General features: G+C 68.5%; 21 protein-coding genes, 1 pseudogene and 1 riboswitch. Of the genes and pseudogenes, 12 read left to right on the top strand and 10 right to left on the bottom strand.

The window, feature by feature from the left end; translation table 11 throughout:
- Positions 1 to 30: 30 nt before the first annotated feature.
- From HNR28_RS13515 to mutY, 3 genes are read left to right on the top strand one after another with little or no spacing between them, the layout of a single operon-like run.
- Positions 31 to 786 (top strand): cell division ATP-binding protein FtsE, encoded by a 756-nt coding sequence (locus tag HNR28_RS13515; protein ID WP_151024881.1) that lies wholly within the window; start codon positions 31 to 33, stop codon positions 784 to 786.
- Positions 783 to 1,691: a cell division protein FtsX gene (locus HNR28_RS13520; protein WP_151024880.1), complete on the top strand. Its 909-nt coding sequence runs from the start codon at positions 783 to 785 to the stop codon at positions 1,689 to 1,691. The genes HNR28_RS13515 and HNR28_RS13520 overlap by 4 nt, the downstream gene beginning before the upstream one ends.
- A complete protein-coding gene (gene mutY, locus HNR28_RS13525; RefSeq protein ID WP_184142952.1) occupies positions 1,691 to 2,821 on the top strand; it encodes an A/G-specific adenine glycosylase in 1,131 nt (376 codons plus the stop codon). Before HNR28_RS13520 ends, mutY begins: the two co-directional genes overlap by 1 nt.
- A 4-nt stretch (positions 2,822 to 2,825) precedes the next feature.
- On the opposite strand, the gene rodA is transcribed toward mutY, so the two are convergent.
- Genes rodA through HNR28_RS13550 form a run of 5 tightly spaced genes read right to left on the bottom strand, consistent with a single transcriptional unit; the run spans position 2,826 to position 8,516 of the window.
- Positions 2,826 to 3,968 (bottom strand): rod shape-determining protein RodA, encoded by a 1,143-nt coding sequence (gene rodA, locus HNR28_RS13530; RefSeq protein ID WP_151025643.1) that lies wholly within the window; start codon positions 3,966 to 3,968, stop codon positions 2,826 to 2,828.
- Positions 3,965 to 6,004: a penicillin-binding protein 2 gene (mrdA, locus tag HNR28_RS13535; RefSeq protein WP_184142955.1), complete on the bottom strand. Its 2,040-nt coding sequence runs from the start codon at positions 6,002 to 6,004 to the stop codon at positions 3,965 to 3,967. The genes rodA and mrdA overlap by 4 nt, the downstream gene beginning before the upstream one ends.
- Before the next feature lie 15 nt (positions 6,005 to 6,019).
- A complete protein-coding gene (gene mreD, locus HNR28_RS13540) occupies positions 6,020 to 6,583 on the bottom strand; it encodes a rod shape-determining protein MreD (RefSeq protein ID WP_084330765.1) in 564 nt (187 codons plus the stop codon).
- Complete coding sequence (mreC, locus tag HNR28_RS13545; RefSeq protein WP_151024581.1) at positions 6,564 to 7,448, bottom strand: rod shape-determining protein MreC; 885 nt, start codon at positions 7,446 to 7,448, stop codon at positions 6,564 to 6,566. Before mreC ends, mreD begins: the two co-directional genes overlap by 20 nt.
- A gap of 24 nt (positions 7,449 to 7,472) precedes the next feature.
- The gene (locus tag HNR28_RS13550) at positions 7,473 to 8,516 is read right to left on the bottom strand and encodes a rod shape-determining protein (RefSeq protein ID WP_043685149.1); all 1,044 of its coding nucleotides are present in this window, start codon (positions 8,514 to 8,516) and stop codon (positions 7,473 to 7,475) included.
- A gap of 253 nt (positions 8,517 to 8,769) precedes the next feature.
- Here HNR28_RS13550 and gatC point away from each other — a divergent pair, with 253 nt between their 5' ends.
- From gatC to gatB, 3 genes are read left to right on the top strand one after another with little or no spacing between them, the layout of a single operon-like run.
- Positions 8,770 to 9,078 (top strand): Asp-tRNA(Asn)/Glu-tRNA(Gln) amidotransferase subunit GatC, encoded by a 309-nt coding sequence (gatC, locus tag HNR28_RS13555; RefSeq protein ID WP_043685152.1) that lies wholly within the window; start codon positions 8,770 to 8,772, stop codon positions 9,076 to 9,078.
- A gap of 4 nt (positions 9,079 to 9,082) precedes the next feature.
- Positions 9,083 to 10,606: an Asp-tRNA(Asn)/Glu-tRNA(Gln) amidotransferase subunit GatA gene (gatA, locus tag HNR28_RS13560; protein WP_151024582.1), complete on the top strand. Its 1,524-nt coding sequence runs from the start codon at positions 9,083 to 9,085 to the stop codon at positions 10,604 to 10,606.
- Positions 10,606 to 12,063: an Asp-tRNA(Asn)/Glu-tRNA(Gln) amidotransferase subunit GatB gene (gene gatB / locus HNR28_RS13565; RefSeq protein WP_151024583.1), complete on the top strand. Its 1,458-nt coding sequence runs from the start codon at positions 10,606 to 10,608 to the stop codon at positions 12,061 to 12,063. Before gatA ends, gatB begins: the two co-directional genes overlap by 1 nt.
- Positions 12,064 to 12,417: 354 nt before the next feature.
- Here gatB and pyrE read toward each other — a convergent pair whose 3' ends face one another.
- Complete coding sequence (gene pyrE / locus HNR28_RS13570; protein WP_151024584.1) at positions 12,418 to 13,086, bottom strand: orotate phosphoribosyltransferase; 669 nt, start codon at positions 13,084 to 13,086, stop codon at positions 12,418 to 12,420.
- A gap of 186 nt (positions 13,087 to 13,272) precedes the next feature.
- Between pyrE and HNR28_RS13575 the strand changes: the two genes are divergently transcribed.
- From HNR28_RS13575 to HNR28_RS13590, 4 genes are all read left to right on the top strand, one after another.
- Positions 13,273 to 14,070, top strand: a complete 798-nt coding sequence (locus HNR28_RS13575; protein ID WP_151024585.1) for a DODA-type extradiol aromatic ring-opening family dioxygenase — start codon at positions 13,273 to 13,275, stop codon at positions 14,068 to 14,070.
- A 95-nt stretch (positions 14,071 to 14,165) separates the two neighbouring features.
- Positions 14,166 to 14,957: an exodeoxyribonuclease III gene (locus tag HNR28_RS13580; protein WP_151024586.1), complete on the top strand. Its 792-nt coding sequence runs from the start codon at positions 14,166 to 14,168 to the stop codon at positions 14,955 to 14,957.
- Between the two features lie 103 nt (positions 14,958 to 15,060).
- Positions 15,061 to 15,264, top strand: coding sequence for a putative motility protein (locus tag HNR28_RS13585; protein ID WP_151024587.1), 204 nt, complete (start codon positions 15,061 to 15,063; stop codon positions 15,262 to 15,264).
- 413 nt (positions 15,265 to 15,677) lie between these two features.
- Positions 15,678 to 17,198, top strand: coding sequence for a hypothetical protein (locus tag HNR28_RS13590; RefSeq protein ID WP_151024588.1), 1,521 nt, complete (start codon positions 15,678 to 15,680; stop codon positions 17,196 to 17,198).
- A gap of 256 nt (positions 17,199 to 17,454) precedes the next feature.
- Here the strand turns inward: HNR28_RS13590 and HNR28_RS13595 are convergent, their stop codons facing one another.
- Entirely contained in the window at positions 17,455 to 18,465 is a 1,011-nt protein-coding gene (locus HNR28_RS13595) for a bile acid:sodium symporter family protein (protein WP_151024597.1), read from the bottom strand.
- 84 nt (positions 18,466 to 18,549) lie between these two features.
- Here HNR28_RS13595 and HNR28_RS13600 point away from each other — a divergent pair, with 84 nt between their 5' ends.
- Positions 18,550 to 19,443 (top strand): AraC family transcriptional regulator, encoded by an 894-nt coding sequence (locus HNR28_RS13600; protein ID WP_244978301.1) that lies wholly within the window; start codon positions 18,550 to 18,552, stop codon positions 19,441 to 19,443.
- 61 nt (positions 19,444 to 19,504) lie between these two features.
- Here the strand turns inward: HNR28_RS13600 and HNR28_RS13605 are convergent, their stop codons facing one another.
- From HNR28_RS13605 to metX, 3 genes are all read right to left on the bottom strand, one after another.
- Complete coding sequence (locus HNR28_RS13605) at positions 19,505 to 20,794, bottom strand: muropeptide transporter (RefSeq protein ID WP_151024589.1); 1,290 nt, start codon at positions 20,792 to 20,794, stop codon at positions 19,505 to 19,507.
- Positions 20,791 to 21,453: a methionine biosynthesis protein MetW gene (gene metW / locus HNR28_RS13610; RefSeq protein ID WP_151024590.1), complete on the bottom strand. Its 663-nt coding sequence runs from the start codon at positions 21,451 to 21,453 to the stop codon at positions 20,791 to 20,793. The genes HNR28_RS13605 and metW overlap by 4 nt, the downstream gene beginning before the upstream one ends.
- The gene (gene metX, locus HNR28_RS13615; RefSeq protein WP_151024591.1) at positions 21,450 to 22,790 is read right to left on the bottom strand and encodes a homoserine O-succinyltransferase MetX; all 1,341 of its coding nucleotides are present in this window, start codon (positions 22,788 to 22,790) and stop codon (positions 21,450 to 21,452) included. The genes metW and metX overlap by 4 nt, the downstream gene beginning before the upstream one ends.
- A riboswitch (SAM riboswitch) is annotated at positions 22,779 to 22,857 on the bottom strand. (Overlaps the previous gene by 12 nt.)
- Positions 22,858 to 23,342: 485 nt before the next feature.
- Here metX and HNR28_RS18825 point away from each other — a divergent pair.
- Positions 23,343 to 23,453: pseudogene (locus tag HNR28_RS18825) on the top strand (helix-turn-helix domain-containing protein); the annotation flags it as partial.
- Positions 23,454 to 23,479: the final 26 nt, after the last annotated feature.

Below are 23,479 nucleotides of genomic sequence, written 5' to 3' on the forward strand. Positions count from 1 at the left end.
CACGGACCCGGATCGACCCGCAGGACACGCATGATCGAATTTCAGCACGTCTTCAAATCCTTCGGCCGGGGGCGCAACATCCTCGCCGACGTCAATTTCGGCATCGCGCCGGGGGAATTCGTGTTCGTCTCCGGCCCCTCGGGCGCGGGCAAGTCCACCCTGCTGAAGCTGGTCGGCGGACTGGAGCCCGCCAGCCGGGGCGCCGTCACGGTCAACGGCCACCGCATCGACCGCCTGTCGGCGCGCACGCTGCCCTACCTGCGCCGCACCGTGGGCCTGATCCTGCAGGACGCCCACCTGCTGTTCGACCGCAACGCCTTCGACAACGTCATGCTGCCGCTGGCCGTGCTGGGGCTGGACCGCGCCACGGCGGCGACCCGCGCCCGCGCCGCCATGGAAAAGGTCGGCCTGCGCGGCAAGGAAGACCTGTCGCCCATCGAGCTGTCCGGCGGCGAGCAGCAGCGCCTGGCCATCGCCCGCGCCATCGTGGGCCGGCCCGCCATCCTGATCGCCGACGAGCCCACCGCCAACCTGGACCACGACAGCGCCGTCCACATCATGGACGTGTTCCGCGACTTCAACCAGGTCGGCGTCACCACCCTGATCGCCTCGCACGACACCGCGCTCATGGCCCGCTACGCGCGGCGCACCCTGCGCATCGACGCCGGGCGCTTCGAGGACATCGCGGGGGTGCCGGGCCGGGCCGAGGGCGACCGAGGGGGCAGCATGAGCGCCAGCGATGCGAACGCGCCTGGCCGTCTCGACGGCAGCAGGGGGACGCCATGAATCGCTGGCTGAGACACCACCGCTACGCCCTGGCCGTGGCGCTGCGGCGCCTGCGCCTGCATCCCTTCTCGTCGCTGGCCAACATCGTGGTCATCGCCCTGATGCTGGCCGTGCCCATCCTGGGCGCCTCGGTCCTGCAGTCCAGCCAGCCGCTCGCCCGGCAGCTGGCGGTCGCGCCGGAACTGACCCTGTTCCTGAAGGCCGGCACGCCACCCACGGCGCAGCAGGCTCTGCTGGCGCGCGTGCGCGAAGAGGCCGGCGCGCGGATCGCCCAGGCCCGGCTGATCCCGCGCGACCGGGCCATGGCCCAGCTGCGCGCCGACCCGACCTGGGCCCGCGCCCTGGACGCCCTGCCCGACAACCCCCTGCCCGACGCCCTCATCGTCACCCTGCGCGATTCCGCCGCCCCGGCGCGCGAGGCGGCCGACCTGGCGCAGGCCTGGCGCCAGTGGCCGGAGGTGGAGGAAATCCAGCTCGACAGCGAGTGGGTGCGGCGCCTGGAATCCCTGCTCTCCTTCGTGCGGATGGGCCTGGGCATGCTGGCCGGCGCGGTGATCATCGTCGTGCTGGCGACCGTGTTCAACACCGTGCGCCTGCAGGCCCTGACCCAGCGCGAGGAAATCGCCGTCGCGCGGCTGGTGGGCGCCACCGAATCCTTCGTCCGGCGGCCCTTCCTGTACCTGGGCGCCCTGACGGGCCTGGCCGCGAGCCTGCTGGCGCTGCTGCTGGCGTGGCTCGCGCTGACGCCGCTGAACACGATCCTGGGCGGCTTCGCCCGCAGCTACGGCCTGGACTGGGCGATCCGCCTGCCGGCCGCCCCGGACCTGCTGCTGTCCGGCCTGCTGGTGGCCCTGCTGGGCGCCATCGCCGCGCGCCTGTCGGTCACGCGCCGCACCCGGTTCTGATGGCGCGCCGCACCGCCACGGCGCCGCGCCCGGACGCCTCCGTCCCGCCCGCCCGCCCCGCGGGCGCGTCGGCCGACGCCGCTTCCCGCATCGCCGCCTGGCAGCGCCGGGCCGGACGCCACGGACTGCCCTGGCAGCACACCCGCGATCCCTACCGCATCTGGCTGTCGGAAATCATGCTGCAGCAGACCCAGGCCGCCACCGTCGTCCCGTACTACGAGCGTTTCCTGGCCCTGTTCCCCACCGTCGTCGATCTGGCCGACGCGCCGCAGGACGCGGTGCTGCGGGCCTGGGCAGGCCTGGGCTACTACGCCCGCGCGCGCAACCTGCACCGCTGCGCGCAGGCGCTGCGCGACGGGCACGGCGGCCGCTTTCCCGCCACCGCCGCCGAACTGGCGCGGCTGCCCGGCATCGGCCCCTCGACCGCCGCCGCCATCGCCGCCTTCGCCTACGGCGAGCGCGCGCCGATCCTGGACGGCAACGTGCGCCGGGTGCTGGCGCGCTACTTCGCCGTCGAGGGCGACCCCGCGGCGGCGCGCACGGCGCAGCGGCTCTGGGACCACGCCCGGGCGCTGCTCGACGCCGCGCCCGCCGGCCTGGACATGGCGGCCTACACCCAGGGCCAGATGGACCTGGGCGCCACGATCTGCACCCGCACGCGGCCCGATTGCGCGCGCTGTCCGCTCGCGCCGGACTGCCAGGCGCGGATCCAGGGCCGCCAGGACGAGCTGCCGGCGCCGCGCACGCGCCGGGCGCAGCCGCTGCGCCACTGCTGGATGCTGATCGCGGAATGCGAGGGCCGCGTGCTGCTGGAGCGCCGGCCCGACGCGGGCCTCTGGGGCGGCCTGTGGACCCTGCCGCAATTCGAGTCCGCCGAGGCGCTGGCCGCCGCCCGCGATGCGCTGCCCGCCGGCGAGGCGCCGCAGGCGCTGGCCGCGTTCGACCACGTGTTCACGCATTTCCGGCTGCGCATCCAGCCCTGCCGGCTGCGGCTGGCGGGCGCCGCACCCGCGCCGGACGGCGCGGACCGGGCCTGGGCGCCCCTGGCGCAACTGGATGCCTACGGCATGCCGGCGCCGGTCGCGCGGCTGCTGGCCGGGCTGTACGCGGACACGCCGCCGCCGCGCTGACCGCTCAGGGATCCGGGCGCGGCTGGTGCGCGCCGATGCTCATCAGCAGGCCGCAGGCCACGCCCAGCGTCATCAGCGCCGTGCCGCCGTAGCTCATGAAGGGCAGCGGCACCCCCACCACCGGCAGCACTCCGGTCACCATGCCGATGTTCACGAAGACGTAGACGAACATCATCATGGACATGGCGCCGGCCAGCAGCCGCCCGAACTGCGTGGGCGCCCGCACGGTGATGGTCAGGCCGCGCAGCACCAGCAGCGTGTACAGGATCAGCAGGGCCACCCCGCCGTACAGGCCGAATTCCTCGGCGAACACGGCGAAGATGAAGTCCGTGGTCCGCTCGGGGATGAAGTCCAGGTGCGTCTGGGTGCCCTGCATGTAGCCCTTGCCGTAGAGGCCGCCCGAGCCCACCGCGATCATGGACTGGATGGTGTGGAAGCCCTTGCCCAGCGGGTCCGAGCCCGGATTGAGCAGCACGCAGACGCGGTATTTCTGGTAGTCGTGCAGCACCACCCAGTCCACCTCCGGCTGGCAGATCTGGTCCTCGTAGGCCACCAGCGTCCCGAGCGCCAGCGTGACCGCCAGCACCGCCGGGATCAGCAGCTTGAACGACAGGCCGGCGAAATAGATGACGCAGAAGCCCGAGGCCAGCACCAGCAGCGCCGTGCCCAGGTCCGGCTGCTCGATGATGAGCCCCGCCGGCACCAGCAGCAGCACGCCGGCCACGAGGAAGTCCAGGATGCGGAAGCGGTTGGCCGACTGGCGCTGGAAATACCAGGCCAGCATCAGCGGCACGGCGATCTTCATCATCTCCGAGGGCTGGATGCGCACGAAGCCCAGGTTCAGCCAGCGGGTCGCGCCCTTGCTGGTCTCGCCGAACAGCATGACCGCCACCAGCAGCCCCACCCCGAGCGCATAGAACAGCGGCGCCGAGCGCATGATCCAGGCCGGGCGCATCAGCGCGACGGCCCACATGGCCGCGAACGCCAGCATGAAGTTGCGCAGCTGGTCGGCGAAGCGCCAGTCGGTGTTGCCCACCGCCGAATGCATGGTGGCCATGCCGACCAGGCCCATGACGACCAGCAGGGCGAGCATCGGCCAGTCCAGCACGGCGAACATGCGGCGCACCGCCAGCACGATCAGTTTCATGGGTTTTCCTCCTGGGCGCCGTCCTCGGGCGCCGAGGCCTCGTCGGGCAGGGGCGCGGGTTCGGGCGCCTCCTCGTCGTCGGGGGCCGGCTGCGCGTCGGGCCGCCCCGGCGCGGCCGCCGGCGTCGGGCCCGCCTGGGCGGCCCGCGCGGCCTGTTCCGCCCGCAGGCGTTCGGCGCGCTGCGCCACGCGGGCCGGATCCAGCCAGTAATCGAACACCGTCCGGGCGATCGGCGCGGCCACCGAGGCGCCCCAGCCGCCGTTTTCCACGATCAGGGCCACCGCGATCTGGGGGTCCTCGACCGGCGCGTAGGCCATGAACAGCGCATGGTCGCGCAGGCGCTCGTCGACCGCCTGCGCCTTGTACTTGGCGCCGCGCAGGCTGTAGACCTGGGCCGTGCCGGTCTTGCCGGCCGCCTGGTAGGCCGCGCCCTCGAAGGCGCGCCGCGCCGTGCCCTTGCGCACCACGTCCACCATGGCCTCGCGGATCACGCGCAGGTTGTCCGGTTTCAGGTCGATGGTGTATTGCGGCCCGACCACGGGATAGCTGAAGCGCCCGGTGAGCGGATCGATGATCCGGCGCACCAGGTGCGGCTTCATGTAGACGCCGTCGTTGGCCAGCACCGAGGTCGCCTGCGCCAGCTGCAGCAGGGTGAAGGCGTTGTAGCCCTGCCCCACGGTGACGGACACGGTCTCGCCGCGGTACCAGTGCTGCTGCTCGGGCTTCTTGTAGGTCTTGCGCTTCCAGGCGCGCGAAGGCAGCACGCCGCGGCGCTCGCCGTCCAGGTCGATGCCGGTGATCTGGCCGAAGCCGAACCGCCCGGTGAAGTCGTGCAGGGCGTCCACGTCCATCTGCGCGCCCAGCGAGAAGAAGTAGGTGTCGGAGGACACGACGATGGCCCGGTGCATGTCGGTCGGGCCGTAGGCCGCGCCGCCGGCGTTGCGGAACTTCTGCCCGGCCAGCTCGAAGTAGCCGGGGTCGGGGATCAGTTCCCGCGCCGAGCGCAGGCCCATTTCCAGGGCGGCCAGGCCGACGAAGGGCTTGTAGGTCGAGCCGATGGGATAGGTGCCGTACAGCGGCCGGTTGATGAGCGGATGGTCGGGCGATTCGTTCAGCTTGCGCCAGTTTTCCACGTCGATGCCGTCCACGAACAGGTTCGGGTCGAAGGACGGCGAGGACACGAAGGCCAGGATCTCGCCCGTATGCGGCTGGATGGCGACCAGCGCGCCGCGCCGGCCCTCGAACTGGGCCTCGGCCAGCTGCTGCAGGCCGATGTCCAGGGACAGTTCCAGGTTGGCGCCGGGCACCGGGTCGGTGCGGCTCAGTTCGCGTACCGGCCGCCCGCCCGCCGTGACTTCGAGTTCCTCGATCCCGGTGCGGCCGTGCAGGGCCTTTTCCCAGGTCTTCTCGACGCCCTTCTTGCCGATGACCAGCGTGCCCCGGTAGTTGCCGAGCTGGCCGGATTCATCCAGCTCCTGCTGGTCCTCCTCGGAGATGCGGCCGACGAAGCCCAGCACGTGCGCGGCCGATTCGTGCATGGGGTAGGAGCGCACCCAGCGCGCCTCCAGGCTGACGCCGGGAAAGCGGTAGGCGTGGACGGCGAACCAGGACGCCTCGATGTCGTTGAGGTTGTTGCGCAGCAGGACCGGCGCGTAGCGGCCGCTCTGCTGGTACAGGCGCATGAACTTGCGCCGGTCGCCCTCGCTCAGGTAGACCAGCTCGCCGAGGCGGTCGAGCACGTCGTTGATGTCGCCCCGGATCTGGGCGCGCGTCACCGTCAGCGTGTAGTCGCGCAGGTTCTGCGCGAGCACCGCGCCGTTGCGGTCGGCGATCTGCCCGCGCCGGGGCGGCACGGGCACGATGGTGATGCGGTTCTGCTCGGCGCGCGCCGACAGGGTGTCGTAGCGCACGACCTGCAGGTACCACAGGCGCCCGGCCAGCAACAGCAGACAGACCAGGGCGAACAGCCCCGCGACCCACGCGCGCAGCAGCACCGTCTGCCGCTGGCGGTGGCCGGTCTTGCGGAACTCGAACATGCCGCCCCCCGGCCGTCAGACCGGCCCCGCGCCATCGCCGCCCAGGCGGCGCGGGTGCAGGGACATGAGGATGTCGGGCAGGGGCCACAGCGCCCCGGTGAACAAGGCCGACCAGAGCCATTCCCAGCCTTCCCAGGCGCCGTTCAGCCAGGCGCCCAGCAGGCTGGAGACCGTGCAGGCGGCCACGAACACCGGCAGGATCTGGAGGGCCTGCAGCCAGGTGTTGAAGTGCCGCAGCCGCGGGCTCAGCCGCAGCACGCCGTAGGCGGCCAGCACGTAGCACAGGGCGTGCAGGCCGAGCAGGCCGGCGTCCTGGACGTCCATCAGCAGGCCGAAGACGAAGGCCGTCGTCAGCCCCACGCGGGTGGGCGCGTGCAGGCACCAGTAGAGCAGCAGCAGCAGCAGCACGTCGGGCACCGGCTGCCAGAGCCGCCAGGGCAGCAGCGAGGCCACCCACACCAGGATCAGCGAGCCCCACACCAGCCAGCCGGAGGCGGCGCTCTGGAACGCGCCGGCGTCCACCGGCTGCAGGTCCATCAGGGAGGAACCGCCCGTGCGCCTATTGCTGCTCGAGGGCATGCTCGATCTCCTCGGGGCGGGGCACGTCGTCCACGTCCACGCGCAGGACCAGGAAATGGCGGTAGCGCTCGGGATGCGACAGCGGCTCGGCGATCGCCATGGCGAAGCCGGTGCCCGGATCGCGCTCGACCCTTTCGATGCGGCCGACCGACAGGCCCGAAGGGAACAGGCCGCCGATGCCGCTGGTCACCAGCACGTCGCCCACGCGCAGGTCCACCCCGGCCGACAGGTAGCGGACTTCGAGCTTGCCGACCTCGTTGCCGCCGAACGCGATCAGCCGCAGCCCGTTGCGCAGCACCTGGACGGGGATGGACACCTGGTCGTCGATCAGCAGGGCGGCCTCGGAGGTGAACGGCGTCACCCGCACGATCTGCCCCACGACCCCGCCCTCGTCGATCACCGGCATGCCCGGGGCGATGCCGGCGCGCGAGCCCTTGTTGAAGATCAGGCGATGGCTGAAGGCGTTGGAAGGCACGTAGAAGACTTCGACCGCCACGGACTGCTGGGCGATGGATTCGGACACGTTGAGCAGGCGGCGCAGCTGTTCGTTTTCGGTGGCCAGCTGGGCCGCATGGGTCGAGAGCTGGGCCATTTCGATGCGCTGGCGGCGCAGGGCTTCCTGTTCGTCGCGCGCCAGCGCGGCCGCCTGCGACCAGCTGTCGAAATATTCCAGCGCGTCGCGCGGCGCCAGGGCGATGCGCTGGAAGGGATAGAGAACCATGGACAGGGCGCTGCGCACCGGCCCCAGCACGGACCAGTGCGCGTCGGTCACGACCATCCCGAGACACAGGACCAGCAGCAGGACCAGCCGGACTTCGATGCTGGGGCCGCGCTTGAAGAGTCTCAGGGTTCCCGGTTCATGCATGACGAGGAACGCCCGGCCGGCCGGTCAGTCGTAGATGAACACCCCGCCCAGGCGCTCGAGATGTTCGAGCGCCTCGCCGCAGCCGCGCACCACGCAGGTGAGCGGGTCTTCGGCGACCACCACGGGCAGGCCGGTTTCTTCCTGGAGCAGGCGGTCCAGATCGTGCAGCAGCGCGCCGCCGCCGGTCAGGGCGATGCCCTTGTCGGTGATGTCTGCGCCCAGTTCGGGCGGGGTCTGCTCCAGGGCCGTCTTCACCGCCGACACGATCTGGTTGAGCGGATCGGTCAGGGATTCGAGGATTTCGTTGGAGGACACCGTGAAGCTGCGCGGCACGCCTTCGGACAGGTTGCGGCCCTTGACTTCGATTTCGCGGATCTCGGAGCCGGGGAAGGCCGAGCCGATTTCCTTTTTGATGAGCTCGGCGGTGGGCTCGCCGATCAGCATGCCGTAGTTGCGGCGGATGTAGTTGATGATGGCTTCGTCGAACTTGTCGCCGCCGACGCGCACGGAGCCCTTGTAGACCATGCCGCCCAGGGAGATGACGGCGACCTCGGTGGTGCCGCCGCCGATGTCCACCACCATCGAGCCGCTGGCGTCGGACACCGCCAGGCCGGCGCCGATCGCGGCGGCCATGGGTTCCTCGATCAGGTAGACCTGGCTGGCGCCGGCGCCCAGGGCGGATTCGCGGATGGCGCGGCGTTCGACCTGGGTGGAGCCGCAGGGCACGCAGACGATGATGCGCGGGCTGGGGGCCAGCATGCTGCGCGGATGCACCATGCGGATGAACTGCTTGAGCATCTGCTCGGTCACGGTGAAGTCGGCGATCACGCCGTCCTTCATGGGGCGGATGGCTTCGATGTTGCCGGGGACCCGGCCCAGCATCTGCTTGGCCTCGTGGCCGACCGCCTGGATGATTTTCTTGCCGTTGGGGCCGCCATCATGGCGGATGGCGACGACCGAGGGTTCATCGAGCACGATGCCCTTGCTGCGGACATAGATCAGCGTATTCGCCGTGCCGAGGTCGATCGCCATGTCGCTGGAAAAGTAGCTGCGTAGGAATCCGAACATGGGCGCACTAATAAAAGGGGGGTGTCTGGTGTGGATCCGCGCGAGCGACCCGGTGCCGACTGTACCAAGACCGCCAGGACGGCGGCGCAGGCCGGGCAAACCGCATGGAATCAGCAATGATAACTTATAATCCCCTACGGCTAGACGCGGATCAGAGGGGAATGTTTTGCAAAATCCCCGCTTTTCGCTACCCCCGTCACATCCGCACACACTCAATCCGGCCGCCCCTGCGGCGGCCCCTCGGCACGACGACATGGCACTCACCGAACAGGACATCGCCCGGCTGGCACGGCTCTCCGGCCTGCGGCTGGATTCCAACGACCAGATCCGCGCCCGCCAGGAGCTGGACCGCATCCTGGGGCTGATCGAAGAGCTGCAGGCCGTGGACACGGCCGGCGTCGAACCCATGGCCCATCCGCTGGCCGCCCACCAGGACATCGCCCTGCGCCTGTGCGACGACGCGCCCGAGCCTGCCCAGACGCCCGAACAGCGCGACGCCTGCATGGCCAACGCCCCCGCCGCCCACCAGGGCCTGTTCCTCGTGCCCACCGTCATCGAATGATGCCATGAACCAGCTTGCAGAATTCCACAGCATCCAGGCGCTGGGCGCGGCCCTGCGCGCCCGGCGCGTCAGCGCCTTTGAGCTGGCCGCCGACGCCCTGCGCGCGGCGCGCGCCTACGCCGATCCGCACGTCTTCCTGCACATCGACGACGACCTGACCCTGGCGCAGGCGCGCGCCGCCGACCAGGCGCTGGCCGCGGGCGCCGCCGGGCCGCTCACCGGCATCCCCGTGGCCCACAAGGACCTGTTCGTGACGCGCGGCTGGCGCACCACCGCCGCCAGCCGGATGCTGGCCGGCTACGTCAGCCCCTTCGACGCCGCCGTGGTCGAGCGCTGGCGCGAGGCCGGCGCCGTCTCGCTGGGCAAGCTCAGCTGCGACGAATTCGCCATGGGCTCGGGCAACGAGAATTCCGCCTTCGGCCCGGTGCGCAATCCCTGGGACCCGGAACGCGTCCCGGGCGGCTCGTCCGGCGGCTCCGCCGCCGCCGTGGCCGCCGGCCTGGTGCTGGGCGCCACCGGCACGGACACCGGCGGCTCGGTGCGCCAGCCCGCCGCCCTGTGCGGCGTCAGCGGCATCAAGCCCACCTACGGCACGGTCTCGCGCTACGGCATCATCGCCTACGCCTCCAGCCTGGACCAGGCCGGCCCCCTGGCGCGCAGCGCCCGCGACCTGGTGCCGCTGCTGGACGCCATGAGCGGCTTCGATCCGCGCGACTCCACCAGCCTGGAAGCCTGCGACGGCGCGGCCAACGCCGCCGGCCGCGTCCAGGCCGCGTTCGACGCCGCGCAGGCCGGCTTCCAGGCGGGCGGCGAACGCCCGCTGGCGGGGCTGCGCATCGGCGTGCCGCGCGAGTTCCTCAACGAAGGCCTGTCCGCCGAGGTCGGCGCCGCCGTCGAAGCGGCCCTCCAGGTCTTTGAATCCCTGGGCGCGGTGCGCGTGGACGTGTCCCTGCCGCGCACGCGCCTGTCGATCCCGGCCTACTACGTGATCGCCCCGGCGGAGGCCTCCAGCAACCTGTCGCGCTACGACGGGGTGCGCTACGGCCACCGCGCGGCCGTTTACACCGACCTGTCCGACATGACCAGCCGGTCCCGCTCCGAGGGCTTCGGCGACGAGGTCCGCCGCCGCATCCTGGTGGGCGCCTACGTGCTGTCGCACGGCTACTACGACGCCTACTACCTGCAGGCCCAGCGCGTGCGGCGCATGATCGCCGACGATTTCCGCCGGGTGCTGACCCAGGACTGCGACGTGATCATGGGCCCGGTCACGCCCGCCGTGGCCCGCCGCATCGGCGACAACCGCCAGGACCCGATCGCCGACTGGCTGGGCGACATCTACACGCTGGGCGTCAGCCTCGCCGGCCTGCCGGGCATGTCCATCCCCTGCGGCTTCGGCGGCGAATCGGGCCGGCTGCCCATCGGGCTGCAGCTCATCGGCCGCTATTTCGACGAAGGCCGCCTGCTGGCCCTGGCCGACCGCTACCAGCAGGCCACCGACTGGCACCAACGCACCCCGGGACACGCATAATGGATTGGGAAATCGTCATCGGGCTGGAAACCCACGCCCAGCTCTCCACGCGGTCGAAAATCTTTTCCCGCAGCAGCACGCGCTTCGGCGCCGAGCCCAACACCCAGGCCAACGCCGTGGACATGGCCCTGCCCGGCTCGCTGCCGGCCATGAACCGCGGCGCGGTGGAACGCGCGATCCAGTTCGGCCTGGCCGTGGGCGCCCGGGTGGCCGAGCGCTCGGTGTTCGCGCGCAAGAACTATTTCTACCCCGACCTGCCGAAGAACTACCAGATCAGCCAGTTCGAGCTGCCGATCGTGGTGGGCGGGCAGCTGTCCTTCTTCGTGGGCGAGCAGGAACACACGGTGCGCCTGACCCGCGCCCACCTGGAAGAGGACGCGGGCAAGTCGCTGCACGAGCATTTCACCGGGCCGCACGGGGAATCGTCCAGCGGCATCGACCTGAACCGCGCCGGCACGCCGCTGCTGGAAATCGTGTCGGAACCCGAGATGCGCTCGGCCGCCGAGGCCGTGGCCTATGCGCGCACGCTGCACGGGCTGGTGGTGTGGCTGGGCATCTGCGACGGCAACATGCAGGAAGGCTCTTTCCGCTGCGACGCCAACGTGTCGGTGCGCCCGCGCGGCCAGGCCGAATTCGGCACGCGCTGCGAGATCAAGAACCTGAATTCCTTCCGTTTCCTGGAACGCGCGATCCAGTACGAGGCGCGCCGCCAGATCGAGCTGATCGAGGACGGCGGCAGGGTGGTGCAGGAAACGCGCCTGTACGACGCCGACCGCGACGAGACGCGCAGCATGCGCACGAAGGAAGATTCCGACGACTACCGCTATTTCCCCGATCCGGATCTGCCGCCGCTGGTGGTGGCGCCGGACTGGATCGAGCAGGTGCGCCAGGCGATGCCGGAGCTGCCGGCGGCCAAGCGCGCGCGCTTCGAGGCCGACCTGGGCCTGTCGGCCTACGACGCGGCCCAGCTGACGCTGCACCGCGCGACGGCGGACTATTTCGAGGCCGCGGCGGCCGCCCTGCCCGCCGACCAGGCGAAGCAGGCCGCCAACTGGATCCTGGGCGAGCTGTCCGCCGCGCTGAACCGCGACGGCCTGGACATCGGCGCGTCGCCGGTGTCCCCGCGGCGCCTGGCGGCGCTGATCGCGCGGGTGCTGGACGGGACGATCTCGACGAAGATCGCGCGCGACGTGTTCGCGGCGATGTGGACGGGCGAGTCGGGCGGCGATCCGGACACGATCATCGAGTCGCGCGGGCTGCGCCAGATCAGCGACACGGGGGCGATCGAGGCGATGATCGACACGGTGCTGGCGGCCAATCCGGCGATCGTGGAGGAATACCGGGCGGGCAAGCAGAAGGCATTCAATTCGCTGGTCGGCCAGGTGATGAAGGCGGCCAAGGGCAAGGCGAATCCGCAGCAGGTGAACGAGATCCTGAAGCGGAAGCTGGATTCTTGATCGGTCTTGGCCGGGGCTTTCTTGATCGGTCTTGGCCGGGGCTGTCATCTCGGCCGGCGTGCGCCCCCGCCCGGCGCGCAGCTCGCCCGGTCCCGGCTTTGCCGGGACTGCCCGGGCATCATGGCCTCATCAGGGCGCTCGCCAAACTCGCAAGGCGGTCAGTCCCCCGGACTGACCGCACCCGTCTTGCTCGAACAGTGGCTCGCTTGCCTCCCTGCTGAGGCCATGCTGTCCGGCGGACTCGAACAGCGCGCCGGGCGGGGGCGCACGCCGTCCTGACGCAATTACGATGACCGTACCTGAGACCAGGATGGGCGACCCGCTTTGGGCGCTCGGTCCGGTCGGATCAGACACTCAAACCCCGTAACGCGCCCGGTACGCCGACACGGCGTCGCGGTGCTTGGCCAGGGTGGCGTCGTCTTCCAGCAAAGCCATGATGTCGGCCAGCGAGGCGATGCTGACCACGGGGATGCCATAGGCCCGTTCGACCTCCTGGACGGCCGAGCCCTCGGACAGCGCGTCGTCCGCGCCGGCGCGTTCCATGCGGTCCAGGGCGATCAGCACGGCGGCGGGCTGGGCGCCGGCGGCACGGATCAGGGCGACGGATTCGCGCACGGACGTGCCCGCCGTGATCACGTCGTCGATGACCACCACGCGACCCTTCAACGGTGCACCGACCAGCGTGCCGCCTTCGCCGTGGTCCTTGGCTTCCTTGCGATTGAAAGCGAACGGCACCGCGCGGTCGGCCCGCGCGGGATGGTTCGACAGGGCGATCGCGGCGGTGGTGGCCAGGGGGATGCCCTTGTACGCGGGGCCGAACAGCATGTCGAAGTCCAGCCCGGAATCGGCCAGCGCCTGGGCGTAGAACTGGCCCAGGCGGCCGACGCTGGCGCCGTCGTTGAACAGGCCCGCGTTGAAGAAATACGGGCTGCGGCGGCCGGATTTCATCGTGAAGTCGCCGAAATTCAAGACGCCCTGTTCCAGGGCGAAACGGACGAAGGCTTGGGCGCGGGAACCAGGCATGGCGAATGATCTCTGTGCGGGAAAGGGCACATTATCGGATATTTGCGCGGGATCCGAACGGGGCGGAGGCGGAGGCGCGGCATGCTCCCATGCGCCATGGCGGGCGCCCGTCGCCCCGGCACGCATGAAGCGCGGCCGTGCGGCTATCATGTCCTTTTCGTTCCTGCCGACCTGCAAGGCCATCTCATGCGCCAACCCGTCTATTTCCTGTCCCACGGCGGCGGCCCCTGGCCCTGGATGCCCGAAAAGCGGGACGCCTACGCGCCCCTGACCGCCGCGCTGCAGGCGATCCCCGCCGCCCTGCCCTGCCGTCCCGCGGCGATCCTGATGGTGTCGGCGCACTGGATCACGCGCGGCGGCGTGCTGCTGGGCAGCCACCCGCAGCCGGACATGCTGTACGACTACTACGGCTTTCCCGCCCACACCTACGAAATCCGCTACCCCGCGCCCGGCTCGCCGGAACTGGCCGCGCGCACGGCGGATCTGCTGCGGGCCGACGGCATCCCCGTGGACTTCGACCCGCAGCGCGGCTTTGACCACGGCGCCTTCGTGCCCGCCCACGTCATGTTCCCGGCAGCGGACATCCCCATGGTCCAGCTCTCGATCGAACGCGGCTTCGACCCCGACTGGCACCACCGGCTGGGTGCCGCCCTGGCGCCGCTGCGCGACGAGAACATCCTGATCGTCGGCAGCGGGCTCAGCTACCACAACCTGCGCCTGTTCGGCCCGGCGGGACGCGAGCCGTCCATCCGGTTCGACACCTGGCTGCGGGACGCAATGACGCCGGCCTCGGCAGCGGAGCGCCACGAGCGGCTGCGGGACTGGGAACAAGCCCCCGCCGCCCGGATCGCCCACCCCATGGAAGACCACCTGGTGCCCCTGTTCGTCGCCAACGGCGCGTCGGGCGACGGCCCCGCCACGCTCTGCCATCACGAAACCGGGGCGGCGGGCGGGCTGACCGTGTCCAGCTTCCGATTCGATTGAGCCCGGGCCGCCTCCCGGCTGGCGGGCACCTCGTCTCGAGCCCCGTGAGCCGGGTAGGTTAAAGTTCAAGCTGCAATGACCAACCGGACACCCACGTGCTGCGCATCACCTCCCTGAACGTCAACGGCATCCGCTCGGCCTTCCGCAAGGGGCTGGCCGACTGGCTCGCCGACGCCCGCCCCGACATCGTCTGCCTGCAGGAAATCAAGATCCAGGACGGCGACCTGGCCGAGGACGTGCGCCATCCCGACGGCCTGACCGGGCACTTCCACCACGCCGAGAAAAAGGGCTACAGCGGCGTGGGCCTCTACCTGCGCCAGCCGGCCGACGCCATCACCGCGGGCATGGGCTGCCCCGAATTCGACGCCGAAGGCCGCATCCTGCGCGCAGACTGGCCCGGCCTGACCGTCGTCAGCGCCTACCTGCCCTCGGGCTCCAGCGGCGACGAACGCCAGGCCGCCAAATACCGCTTCCTCGACCACTTCGAGGCCTGGCTGGACGGGCTGATGCAGGAACACCGCGACACCGGCCGCGAATTCATCATCTGCGGCGACTGGAACATCGCCCACAAGGAAATCGACCTGAAGAACTGGAAAGGCAACCTGAAGAACAGCGGCTTCCTGCCCGAAGAGCGCGCCTGGCTGAGCAAGATCTTCGACGAACACGGCTGGGTGGACGTCTACCGCCGCCTGCACCCGGACGCCACCGGCGAGGCCTACACCTGGTGGAGCAACCGCGGCCAGGCCTGGGCCAAGAACGTCGGCTGGCGCATCGACTACCACATCGCCACCCCCGGCATCGCCGCGCGTGCGCGCGCCGCCTCCATCCACCGCGAACCCCGGTTCAGCGACCACGCGCCTCTGACGATCGATTACGATTGGTCATAAAAGCGCGGCCTAAAGAAAGTACACTCGACGTCGTAGAAGAGAGCAGATCCGTTTTTCGCCGCCCGCCTCACCGCGTGAAGGCCGCATTTTTACAGGAGTTCCCATGTCCGATTCCATCGAAGGCACCGTCGCCGCGGCGACCGGCCTGCAAAACTGGAACATGATGCAGGAAAAAGACAACCTGCTGCTGCGCAAGGTCCTGGACGGCCAGGCCAACACCATCCTCAGCCTGGTCAACTCGGTGCCCTCGGTCCCGCAACTGGCAAACGGCGGCATGGTGGGCACGCTGCTGCACACGACCGCCTGACGAAAGCTTTTCTCCGTGGATTGGGGCCTGGGTTTCCAGGCCCTTTTTCGTGGGTGGTTGGGGTGGCTCGATCATTGCACAGACTGCTTTCGGCCAGGAACAGTCAGATGTACTGGACATGGTGGCGAGGATTGATGCCAACCTTCGTCCGCGTTAATCGCAACCAAATCAGACCACCATGATCAAGGGAACTTCGGACATGATGTAAACAACCCACCCATTTTTTCGTAGCAGGCCCATTCCAGCTCCATCTGGCAGACGTCTGTTTACAGGTAGTGTTATCCACACCTGGTATATTTGAACGAACCAGCAGATGCCGGCTTACAGGCAGACCCTACGGATACTGCAGCTCCAGCACAATATCAGCCTTCTAGTACAACTAACCGTCGCGCCCTTAAATACAGAGCAACTTAATGAACACACTCACAAAACTTGAATTACCGAAGCGTTGGGAATTGCTGGAACAAAGAGCGCAGGCAGCCGGGCTTGACGCTGGTCTCTTTGTTGAGCGAGTCGATAGTGCGGCAGATCGCATCGATTACCTTCTGCAACGCGTGAAAACCGGCGGTGGAGGTCTATTTGAAGTGTTCTATGGCCTGTCCGGCAGTGGCAAGACAACTTTTCTCAAAACACTCCCCAAACAGTTTCAGCAGATTCGAGTCTCGTCTTTTCCGAAGGACATGGACTTAAGCACGCTTCCAACGTTCATTCACGATACGTACGTTCCGGGGGACACGAGTGCCCGAGTCATCTTGATCGAGCGCCGAGACAATCCATCGCAGCGAGATATACAGAACCTTAGTGAAACCTTCGCGGAACTGCTCGAGGTATTTCGTGATCCCAAAGGGGCTGCACTTGTCCTCTGGCCCGTTACTCGTGAGCCTTCTGCACATAAAATCGCGGAGGAGGCTTGGACGACCGGACGCGATTCCATGGCCGACACTCGCTCTAGAGGTTTCTATAACTTCACCGGACTCCCAAAAGAGCGCTTCTATGCAGTCGCAGACACCACCACCCGAAATTTAACCGGAGACGGCCTCGAAACCTTTGGCGTCACGCCTGAAGTAGCGAACGATCTATTGGCTGAAGCTCAAACTATTGCAGATTTCTTCAACGCCGTCGATCTCTATGCCGAAATGCAGCGAGAAAAAACCTGGTCGATTCTCAAGACAAAGGTACGGGCTCGCCTTTGGGTTGTACTGCCGGGCGACGTTCCTTCTGCAATCCGCTCTACCGTTTTGTCACTAACTCAGGGTTCGCGAAATAGAGTAGACATTGAGTTGGTGGCAGAGTTTATTGATCAGCCTGACGAGAAGGCACCCATATATGTTGCCGATTGGAAGGCAAGACGTTCCGCGATGGCACACATTCTTAGGGCAATTGACTTGCGGCTATTCGAATTACCGCCGAATGTCTCCCTCGCGGCCGTCCGCGCATATGGTGAGGCCTCCGTCAAGGAAAAGCTTAAACAGCCCGCAGCCAAACTTGAAGATGCTAAGACTGCTATGCGCAATAGCAAACTTTACAAAGAGATTGAAGCGGAACTTGGTATTAACAAAACACCGTTCGCTGGCGCTAGTCGGGACGTAGAGGAAACGTCAAATGAGTATCGTCGGATACAAGCAGTTGCATCCAAAGGCGACAAGTCTTTGAATAAAGCTATCGGACTTCTGCTTTCTGAGTGCCTGAAAGAAGATGCCCCGACAGTCAAGGTTGTGAGCGAAAAGCAATCACTTCCGAACTGCGACCTGAAGCCTGATGTTTGTCTGCACATTAATGACCTAGACTACATCTGCATCGAACCAACATGGCGTTCGACGGATAAGGGCATTCCAGGAGAACTGGACGGCGGGCAAAACACCCTGGCTGCTTCACATATGAAGAAATATCTTCTGGACAAGGCAATGCAGTACATCAAGGCTCTTGGCATTTGAGCAAACTTCGATGCGTAATCGTAAGCCCCCTCTGAGTAGACACCAGCCAGTAGAGTTTCGAAATCTCCCGGAGGATTGCCGTGCGTTATATCAATAACCCAGCATCCACTACCGTCAGCCCGACGCTCCCGCACCCCGACGGGGCCTGTTGGAGGGGCGGGAAGCCGTAGGCCGAGGGCGCACGCGACCTGCGTCCGAGCCGCACCGACCAGGCCCCGTCGGGGTGCGGGGGCGGCGGGCGGGTTAAAAACCCAAATCAAGCAGCGGCACGACGCCGCCCGGAACCCTGATCCTGCTGCCCCGCCCGCAAATAATGCTGCGCCAGTACCGCGCACACCATCAGCTGGATCTGGTGGAAGATCATCAGCGGCAGCAGCACCGGCCCGATGGCGCCCGCGCTGAACAGCACGCCGGCCATCGGCACGCCGGTGGCCATGCTCTTCTTCGAGCCGCAGAATACGATCGTGATCTCGTCCGCCCGGTTGAAGCCCATGCGCCGCGCCGACCACGTATTGAGCACCAGCACCAGCGCCAGCAGCCCGCAGCAGGCCACCACCAGCCAGGCCAGCGACACCGTATCCACCGTCTGCCACAGCCCGCCGATCACCGACTCGCTGAAGGCCGTGTAGACCACCAGCAGGATCGAGCTCTGGTCCACGCTGGTGACGAGCTTGCGGTGACCGTCCATCCAGCGGCCGATCACCGGCCGCATCAGGTGGCCGGCGACGAAAGGCAGGAAGATCTGCACGCTGATGCGGCCGATCGCCTGCAGCAGCGAACTGCCGCCCAGGGCGGACGTGTCCGCGCCCAGAAACAACTGCAGCAGCAGGGGAGTGATGACGATGCCGACGATGCTGGAAGCAGAGGCCGCGCAGACCGCCGCGGGCACGTTGCCGCGCGCGATGGATGTGAAGGCGATGGCCGACTGGACCGTGCCGGGCAGCACCGTCAGGTAGACGATGCCCACGTAGAGCGGCTCGCCCAGCAGCGGCAGAAGAACCGGCCGAAGCACCCACCCCAGGATGGGGAAAATCACGAATGTCCAGATGAAGATCACGCCGTGCAGCCGCCAGTGCGTGGCGCCTGCGATGATGGCCTCGCGGGATAGCTTGGCCCCATGCAGGAAGAACAGCAACGCGATGGCTGCAGCCGTGAGCCGTTCAAAGAACACCGCGCCCTGGCCGTGGGCCGGCAAGACCGTGGCGGCCGTGACGACCGCGATCAGGATCAGGGTGAAACGATCGAACAGCAGACGTAATTTCGACATCATGAAAGTGGGCGCTCCGGCGGTCCGGGGCTCTCGCAGAGAAGGTTAAACTGGCTGGGAAGCCATGTTTGGCGGTAAACAGCTATGAAACATTCTCGAACGGACATGCAAAGCGGCATCCAGGGCGCCGCGGACACCGTCCGGGCCAGCGGCAACCCCGGCAAAAGCCCAGGCAATGCCGCCGTTCCGGGCCGGCGCGGCGGCCTGCGCCGCCTGCCCCGGCCCGTCTACGGCCACATCGACAGCCAGTCGAACATCCTCATCCCGCGCCATCACAAGCACACCTGGGCGCAGCTGTCCTACGCCACCCAGGGCTACCTGCAGGTCTGGACGCCGGACGCCCGCTTCGTTGCCCTGGCGCAGCGCGCGGTCTGGATCCCGGCCGGGGTCACGCACCAGGTGCGGCAATCGTCGCACACCGTCATCCGCAGCCTGTACCTGGACGCCGACGCCCTGGGCCTGGACTGGCCCGCCTGCCGGGTGCTGGCCGTCAGTCCCCTGCTGCACGAACTGATCCGGCGCTTCAGCACCCTGCCCATCGAATACGACCCCGACGGGCCGGACGGCCGCCTCGCCCGGGTGCTGGTGGACCAGCTGGCCGTCAGCCCGGACGCCGGACTGATCCTGCCCTGGCCCACCGACCCGCGCCTGCAATCCGTCTGCCACCAGCTGCAGAGCCATCCCGACAGCGCCCTGGACCTGGGCGCGTTCAGCCGCCGCCTGGGCGTGTCGGACAAGACCCTGACGCGCCTGTTCCAGCGGCAGACGGGGCTGGGATTCCGCCTGTGGCGCCAGCGCGCCCGGCTGGTGCACGCCCTGCCGCTGCTGGAACGCGGCGAGCGCATCACCGACGTGGCGCTGGCCTGCGGCTACGACAGCCTGTCGTCCTTCATCGCGGCCTTTCGCGCGCACACCGGCGTCACGCCCCGGGCGTTCGCCGCCGGCGCGCGGGAAGACGACCCGCCCCTACCCGGCTGAACCGCCGGAACACAGCGACCGGGCAGGATGAGAACCGCCCGGAAGCACGCCCGGCGCAGCCTCAGGCCGACGCATCCAGCTCCCGGATCCGGCCGCGCATCCACCACAGCAGGCCCAGCCCCGGCAGGGCGATCGCCACGGTCAGGACGAAGAAGACCGGCCAGCCGAACGCGGCCACCAGCACTGGCGTCAGCGGCCCGGCCAGATAGGTGCGGCCCACGGCCGAGAGCGCCGACAGCAGCGCGAACTGCGTCGCGGAGAACTGCGCCTGGCACAGGGCCATGAGCAGCGCCACGAAAGCCGCCGTGCCCAGGCCGCCGCACAGGTTTTCGACCGCCACCACCACCGCCATGGAATACAGGTGCGGCGGCGTCACGGCCAGCAGCCAGTAGCCGAGGTTCGAGACCGCCTGCAGCAGGCCGAAGGCCATCAGGGCGCGGTACAGGCCCAGGCGCGTCATCAGCGCGCCGCCGGCCAGCGCGCCGACGATGGTGGCGACCAGGCCGAAGACCTTGTTGACCATGCCGACCTCGGTGACGTCGAAGCCGGCGCCCCGGATCAGGAAGGTGGTGGACAGCGCGCCCGCGAACGCGTCGCCCAGCTTGTAGAGCACGATGAGCAGCAGGATGGCCCAGGCCCCACGCCGGCCGAAGAATTCCTTCAGCGGCTCGGCCACGGCTTCGCGCAGGGTGCGCGGCGGCAGGGCGGCGCGCTCGGGCTCCGGCGCCCACAGGGTCGCCAGGGACGCCAGCGCCATCAATCCGCCCATCAGCATGTACATGGCGCCCCAGCCCAGCCACTGGTCGGCCAGGATCAGCGCCAGGCCGCCGGACACCACCATCGCCAGCCGGTAGCCCATGACCTTCAGCGCCGCGCCCGCGGCGCGCTCGTCCTGGCGCAGCACGTCGGTGCTGTAGGCGTCGAAGGCGATGTCCTGGGTCGCGGACAGGAAGGCCACCCAGACCGCCAGCAGGGCCAGCACCCGCAGTTCCGAGCCGGGGTCGAACAGGCCCATGGCGGCGATCGAGGCCGCCAGCAGCCACTGCGTCAGGAAGACCCAGCCGCGCCGCCGCCCCAGCCAGGGAGGCGCGTAGCGGTCCACCAGCGGCGCCCAGAGGAATTTCAGCGTGTAGGCCGTGCCCGCCAGCGTCAGGAAGCCGATGCTCTGCAGCGAGACCTGCGCCACCGTGGCCCAAGCCTGCAGCGTGCCGGAGGTCAGCGCCAGCGGCAAGCCGCTGGCAAAGCCCAGGACCAGCAGGGGGGCGACGCGCCGGCCGCCGTAGACCCGCCAGCCTTGCGTCGGAGCCCCGGCGCCGGCCACGCCCGTATCCGCGCCCCGCGCCTGCGTCATGCGCGCCCGCCGTCGGGCGATTTGAAGCGGTAGACCGCGAGCTGGCTGCGCCAGCCGCGCAGCCAATGGATTTCCCGCTCGCCGCGGAACGTCGCCAGGTGCGTCACCCGCAGCCCCAGCCGCGCCGCCAGGTCCTGGAAGTCCCGCAGGGTGCACAGGTGGATGTTGGGCGTGTCGTACCACTGGTAGGGCATCTGCTCGTTGACCGGCATGCGCCCGCGCAGGATCGACCAGCCGTGCGGCCAGTAGCCGAAATTGGGGAAGGACACGATGCCGTAATGGGCCACCCGCGCCATTTCCCGCAGGATGTGTTCCGTGTGGTGCATGGACTGCAGGGTCTGCGACAGCACCACCGTGTCGAACTGGCGGTCGTCGAACAGCGCCAGGCCTTCTTCGAGGTTCTGCTGGATCACGCGCACCCCGCGCCGCACCGCCGCGATCATGCGCTCGTCGTCGAGTTCGACCCCGGCGCCGCGCACCTGGCGGGTGCGCTGCAGGTAGTCGAGCAGCCGGCCGTCGCCGCACCCGAGGTCCAGCACGCGGCTGCCCGGCTCGATCCATTCGGCGATCCGCAGCAGGTCGATCCGCAGCGGCGAATCCTTTTCCGCGGCCCCGTCCGGGGCGGCCGATTGCGGCACCGCCGCCTGCAGCGTCGTCATGCCCGCACCTCCGAGGCCGACATCCCCGAGGCCGAAATTTCGGATGCCGACATCACCGATGCCGATGCTCCCGGTGCAGGCGTTCCCGCCGCCAGCACCCCCGTCACGCGGCGGCGCTCGCCCAGGCCCAGGCGGGCGGCGATGCCGTCGTAGTAACCCTGCACCACCGCGTGGTAGCGCCGGTCGCCCAGCAGGAAGGCGTCGTGGCCGTGCGGCGCGTCGATCTCGGCGTAGGTGACTTCGCGCTGGTTCTTCAGCAGGGCGCGGACGATCTCGCGCGAATGCTCGGGGGCGAAGCGCCAGTCGGTGGTGAAGGACACCAGCAGGAAGCGCGCCTGCGCGGCCGCCAGGGCGCGCGCCAGATCGCCGCCGTGCGCGCGCGCCGGATCGAAATAATCCAGGGCGCGGGTCAGCAGCAGGTAGGTGTTGGCGTCGAAATAGCGGGAGAACTTTTCCCCCTGGTGGCGCAGGTAGGACTCGACCTCGAATTCGACGTCGTAGTTGTAGCGGTAGTCGCCCGTGGGGCCGGGCGCGCGCTGCGCGCGGCCGAACTTCGAGGCCATGACCTCGTCGGACTGATAGGTGATGTGGCCCACCATGCGCGCCACCGACAGGCCATTGGCCGGCACCACGCCGTGGGCGTGGTAATCCCCGCCGCGGAAATCCGGATCGGTCAGGATGGCGCGGCGGGCAACTTCGTTGAAGGCGATGTTCTGCGCCGACAGGCGCGCCGTGCTGGCGATCACGATGCAGTCGCCCACCCGTTCCGGGCAGGTGATCGCCCAGCTGAGGGCCTGCATGCCGCCCAGCGAGCCGCCCATCACGGCGGCGAAGCGCTCGATGCCGAAATGGTCGGCCACGCGTGCCTGGGCATGCACCCAGTCTTCGACCGTCAGCAGCGGGAACGACGCCCCCCAGGGGCGGCCGGTGGCGGGATCGATCGTGGCCGGCCCCGTGGAGCCGAAACACGAGCCGAGGTTGTTGATGCCGATGACGAAGAACCGGTCGGTGTCCACCGCCTTGCCGGGGCCGACCATGTTGTCCCACCAGCCGATCCGGTCGGGGCGCTCGGCGTCCATCCCGGCCACGTGGTGCGAGGCGTTCAGGGCGTGGCAGATCAGCACCGCGTTGCTGCGCGCGGCGTTCAACCGGCCGTAGGTTTCCACCGCCAGGGTGTAGGACGGCAGCACCTGGCCGCTGGACAGCGTGAGGGGATCGGAGAAATGCAGGAACTGCGGGGAGACGAAGCCCACGCTGCCTTCCGGCACGGTACGCGGGTCGATGGCGGGGGCGGCCGGCTCGCAGGCGGGCACGGGGGAAACGGCAGTCGTGGTCATGGGACCTCTTTAGCTGGATTTATGGAGCGCCCGCAAGCGGATCAGGCAAATCGGCGCCAATTCGTGTTTCATTCTAGCACCGCGGCCTGCCACGCTGGCAAGCCTGGTCAGCCCTGTCATGCCCGCCGGATCATGTCCGATTGATCATGCCCGACTGATCATGTCCGCCGGATCATGCCCGGCCACCGGTGCCGCGCCAGCGGCGGCGCCGGGCCGCCTGGGACCGCCGTACTCCGCGCCGGGCGGCGTCCGGGGCGTGTTCCCGCACCACGGACCGGCCGGCATCGACCTCAAACCAGCCTCAAACCAGCCTCAAACCGAGCCCGGAAGGGCCTCAAAGCCGCATTGAATCCGCCTCAACAGATTCCAAACCGACCCCAAAACACCCCAAAACCGACCCCAAAACGCGCCCAAAACAGCCTCAAGCCAGGCCAGACTTAAGGCACATCAACGTTTTCCACATTCCCTATTCGACAAACGCGACGATGGTGATACATTTGCTCACGATAACTTTCATTAGGGCATATAAGAAACAAGGGGGGGGCGCGTCACATGAAGCGGCTGACCGAGCGGGAACACGAGTGCCTGTACTGGGCGGCACAGGGCAAGACCAGTTGGGAAATCGGGCGCATCCTGGGCATCAGCGAGCGAACCGCCAACTTCCACATCGCCAACACCTGCGACAAGCT

This window comes from Castellaniella defragrans, assembly GCF_014203015.1.
Lineage (GTDB): Bacteria > Pseudomonadota > Gammaproteobacteria > Burkholderiales > Burkholderiaceae_B > Castellaniella > Castellaniella defragrans.

What these genes read in the sequence shown, in the direction of transcription:
- gatC (WP_043685152.1), top strand. Translation starts at nt 8,770, where the DNA reads ATGGCACTCACCGAACAGGACATCGCCCGGCTGGCACGGCTCTCCGGC.
- mreC (WP_151024581.1), bottom strand. Translation starts at nt 7,448, where the DNA reads ATGCATGAACCGGGAACCCTGAGACTCTTCAAGCGCGGCCCCAGCATC.
- rodA (WP_151025643.1), bottom strand. Translation starts at nt 3,968, where the DNA reads ATGAAACTGATCGTGCTGGCGGTGCGCCGCATGTTCGCCGTGCTGGAC.
- mrdA (WP_184142955.1), bottom strand. Translation starts at nt 6,004, where the DNA reads ATGTTCGAGTTCCGCAAGACCGGCCACCGCCAGCGGCAGACGGTGCTG.
- HNR28_RS13595 (WP_151024597.1), bottom strand. Translation starts at nt 18,465, where the DNA reads ATGTCGAAATTACGTCTGCTGTTCGATCGTTTCACCCTGATCCTGATC.
- pyrE (WP_151024584.1), bottom strand. Translation starts at nt 13,086, where the DNA reads ATGCCTGGTTCCCGCGCCCAAGCCTTCGTCCGTTTCGCCCTGGAACAG.
- mreD (WP_084330765.1), bottom strand. Translation starts at nt 6,583, where the DNA reads ATGCCCTCGAGCAGCAATAGGCGCACGGGCGGTTCCTCCCTGATGGAC.
- metW (WP_151024590.1), bottom strand. Translation starts at nt 21,453, where the DNA reads ATGACGACGCTGCAGGCGGCGGTGCCGCAATCGGCCGCCCCGGACGGG.
- HNR28_RS13600 (WP_244978301.1), top strand. Translation starts at nt 18,550, where the DNA reads ATGAAACATTCTCGAACGGACATGCAAAGCGGCATCCAGGGCGCCGCG.
- HNR28_RS13605 (WP_151024589.1), bottom strand. Translation starts at nt 20,794, where the DNA reads ATGACGCAGGCGCGGGGCGCGGATACGGGCGTGGCCGGCGCCGGGGCT.
- HNR28_RS13590 (WP_151024588.1), top strand. Translation starts at nt 15,678, where the DNA reads ATGAACACACTCACAAAACTTGAATTACCGAAGCGTTGGGAATTGCTG.
- HNR28_RS13575 (WP_151024585.1), top strand. Translation starts at nt 13,273, where the DNA reads ATGCGCCAACCCGTCTATTTCCTGTCCCACGGCGGCGGCCCCTGGCCC.
- HNR28_RS13515 (WP_151024881.1), top strand. Translation starts at nt 31, where the DNA reads ATGATCGAATTTCAGCACGTCTTCAAATCCTTCGGCCGGGGGCGCAAC.
- HNR28_RS13520 (WP_151024880.1), top strand. Translation starts at nt 783, where the DNA reads ATGAATCGCTGGCTGAGACACCACCGCTACGCCCTGGCCGTGGCGCTG.
- mutY (WP_184142952.1), top strand. Translation starts at nt 1,691, where the DNA reads ATGGCGCGCCGCACCGCCACGGCGCCGCGCCCGGACGCCTCCGTCCCG.
- HNR28_RS13585 (WP_151024587.1), top strand. Translation starts at nt 15,061, where the DNA reads ATGTCCGATTCCATCGAAGGCACCGTCGCCGCGGCGACCGGCCTGCAA.
- gatB (WP_151024583.1), top strand. Translation starts at nt 10,606, where the DNA reads ATGGATTGGGAAATCGTCATCGGGCTGGAAACCCACGCCCAGCTCTCC.
- gatA (WP_151024582.1), top strand. Translation starts at nt 9,083, where the DNA reads ATGAACCAGCTTGCAGAATTCCACAGCATCCAGGCGCTGGGCGCGGCC.
- HNR28_RS13550 (WP_043685149.1), bottom strand. Translation starts at nt 8,516, where the DNA reads ATGTTCGGATTCCTACGCAGCTACTTTTCCAGCGACATGGCGATCGAC.
- metX (WP_151024591.1), bottom strand. Translation starts at nt 22,790, where the DNA reads ATGACCACGACTGCCGTTTCCCCCGTGCCCGCCTGCGAGCCGGCCGCC.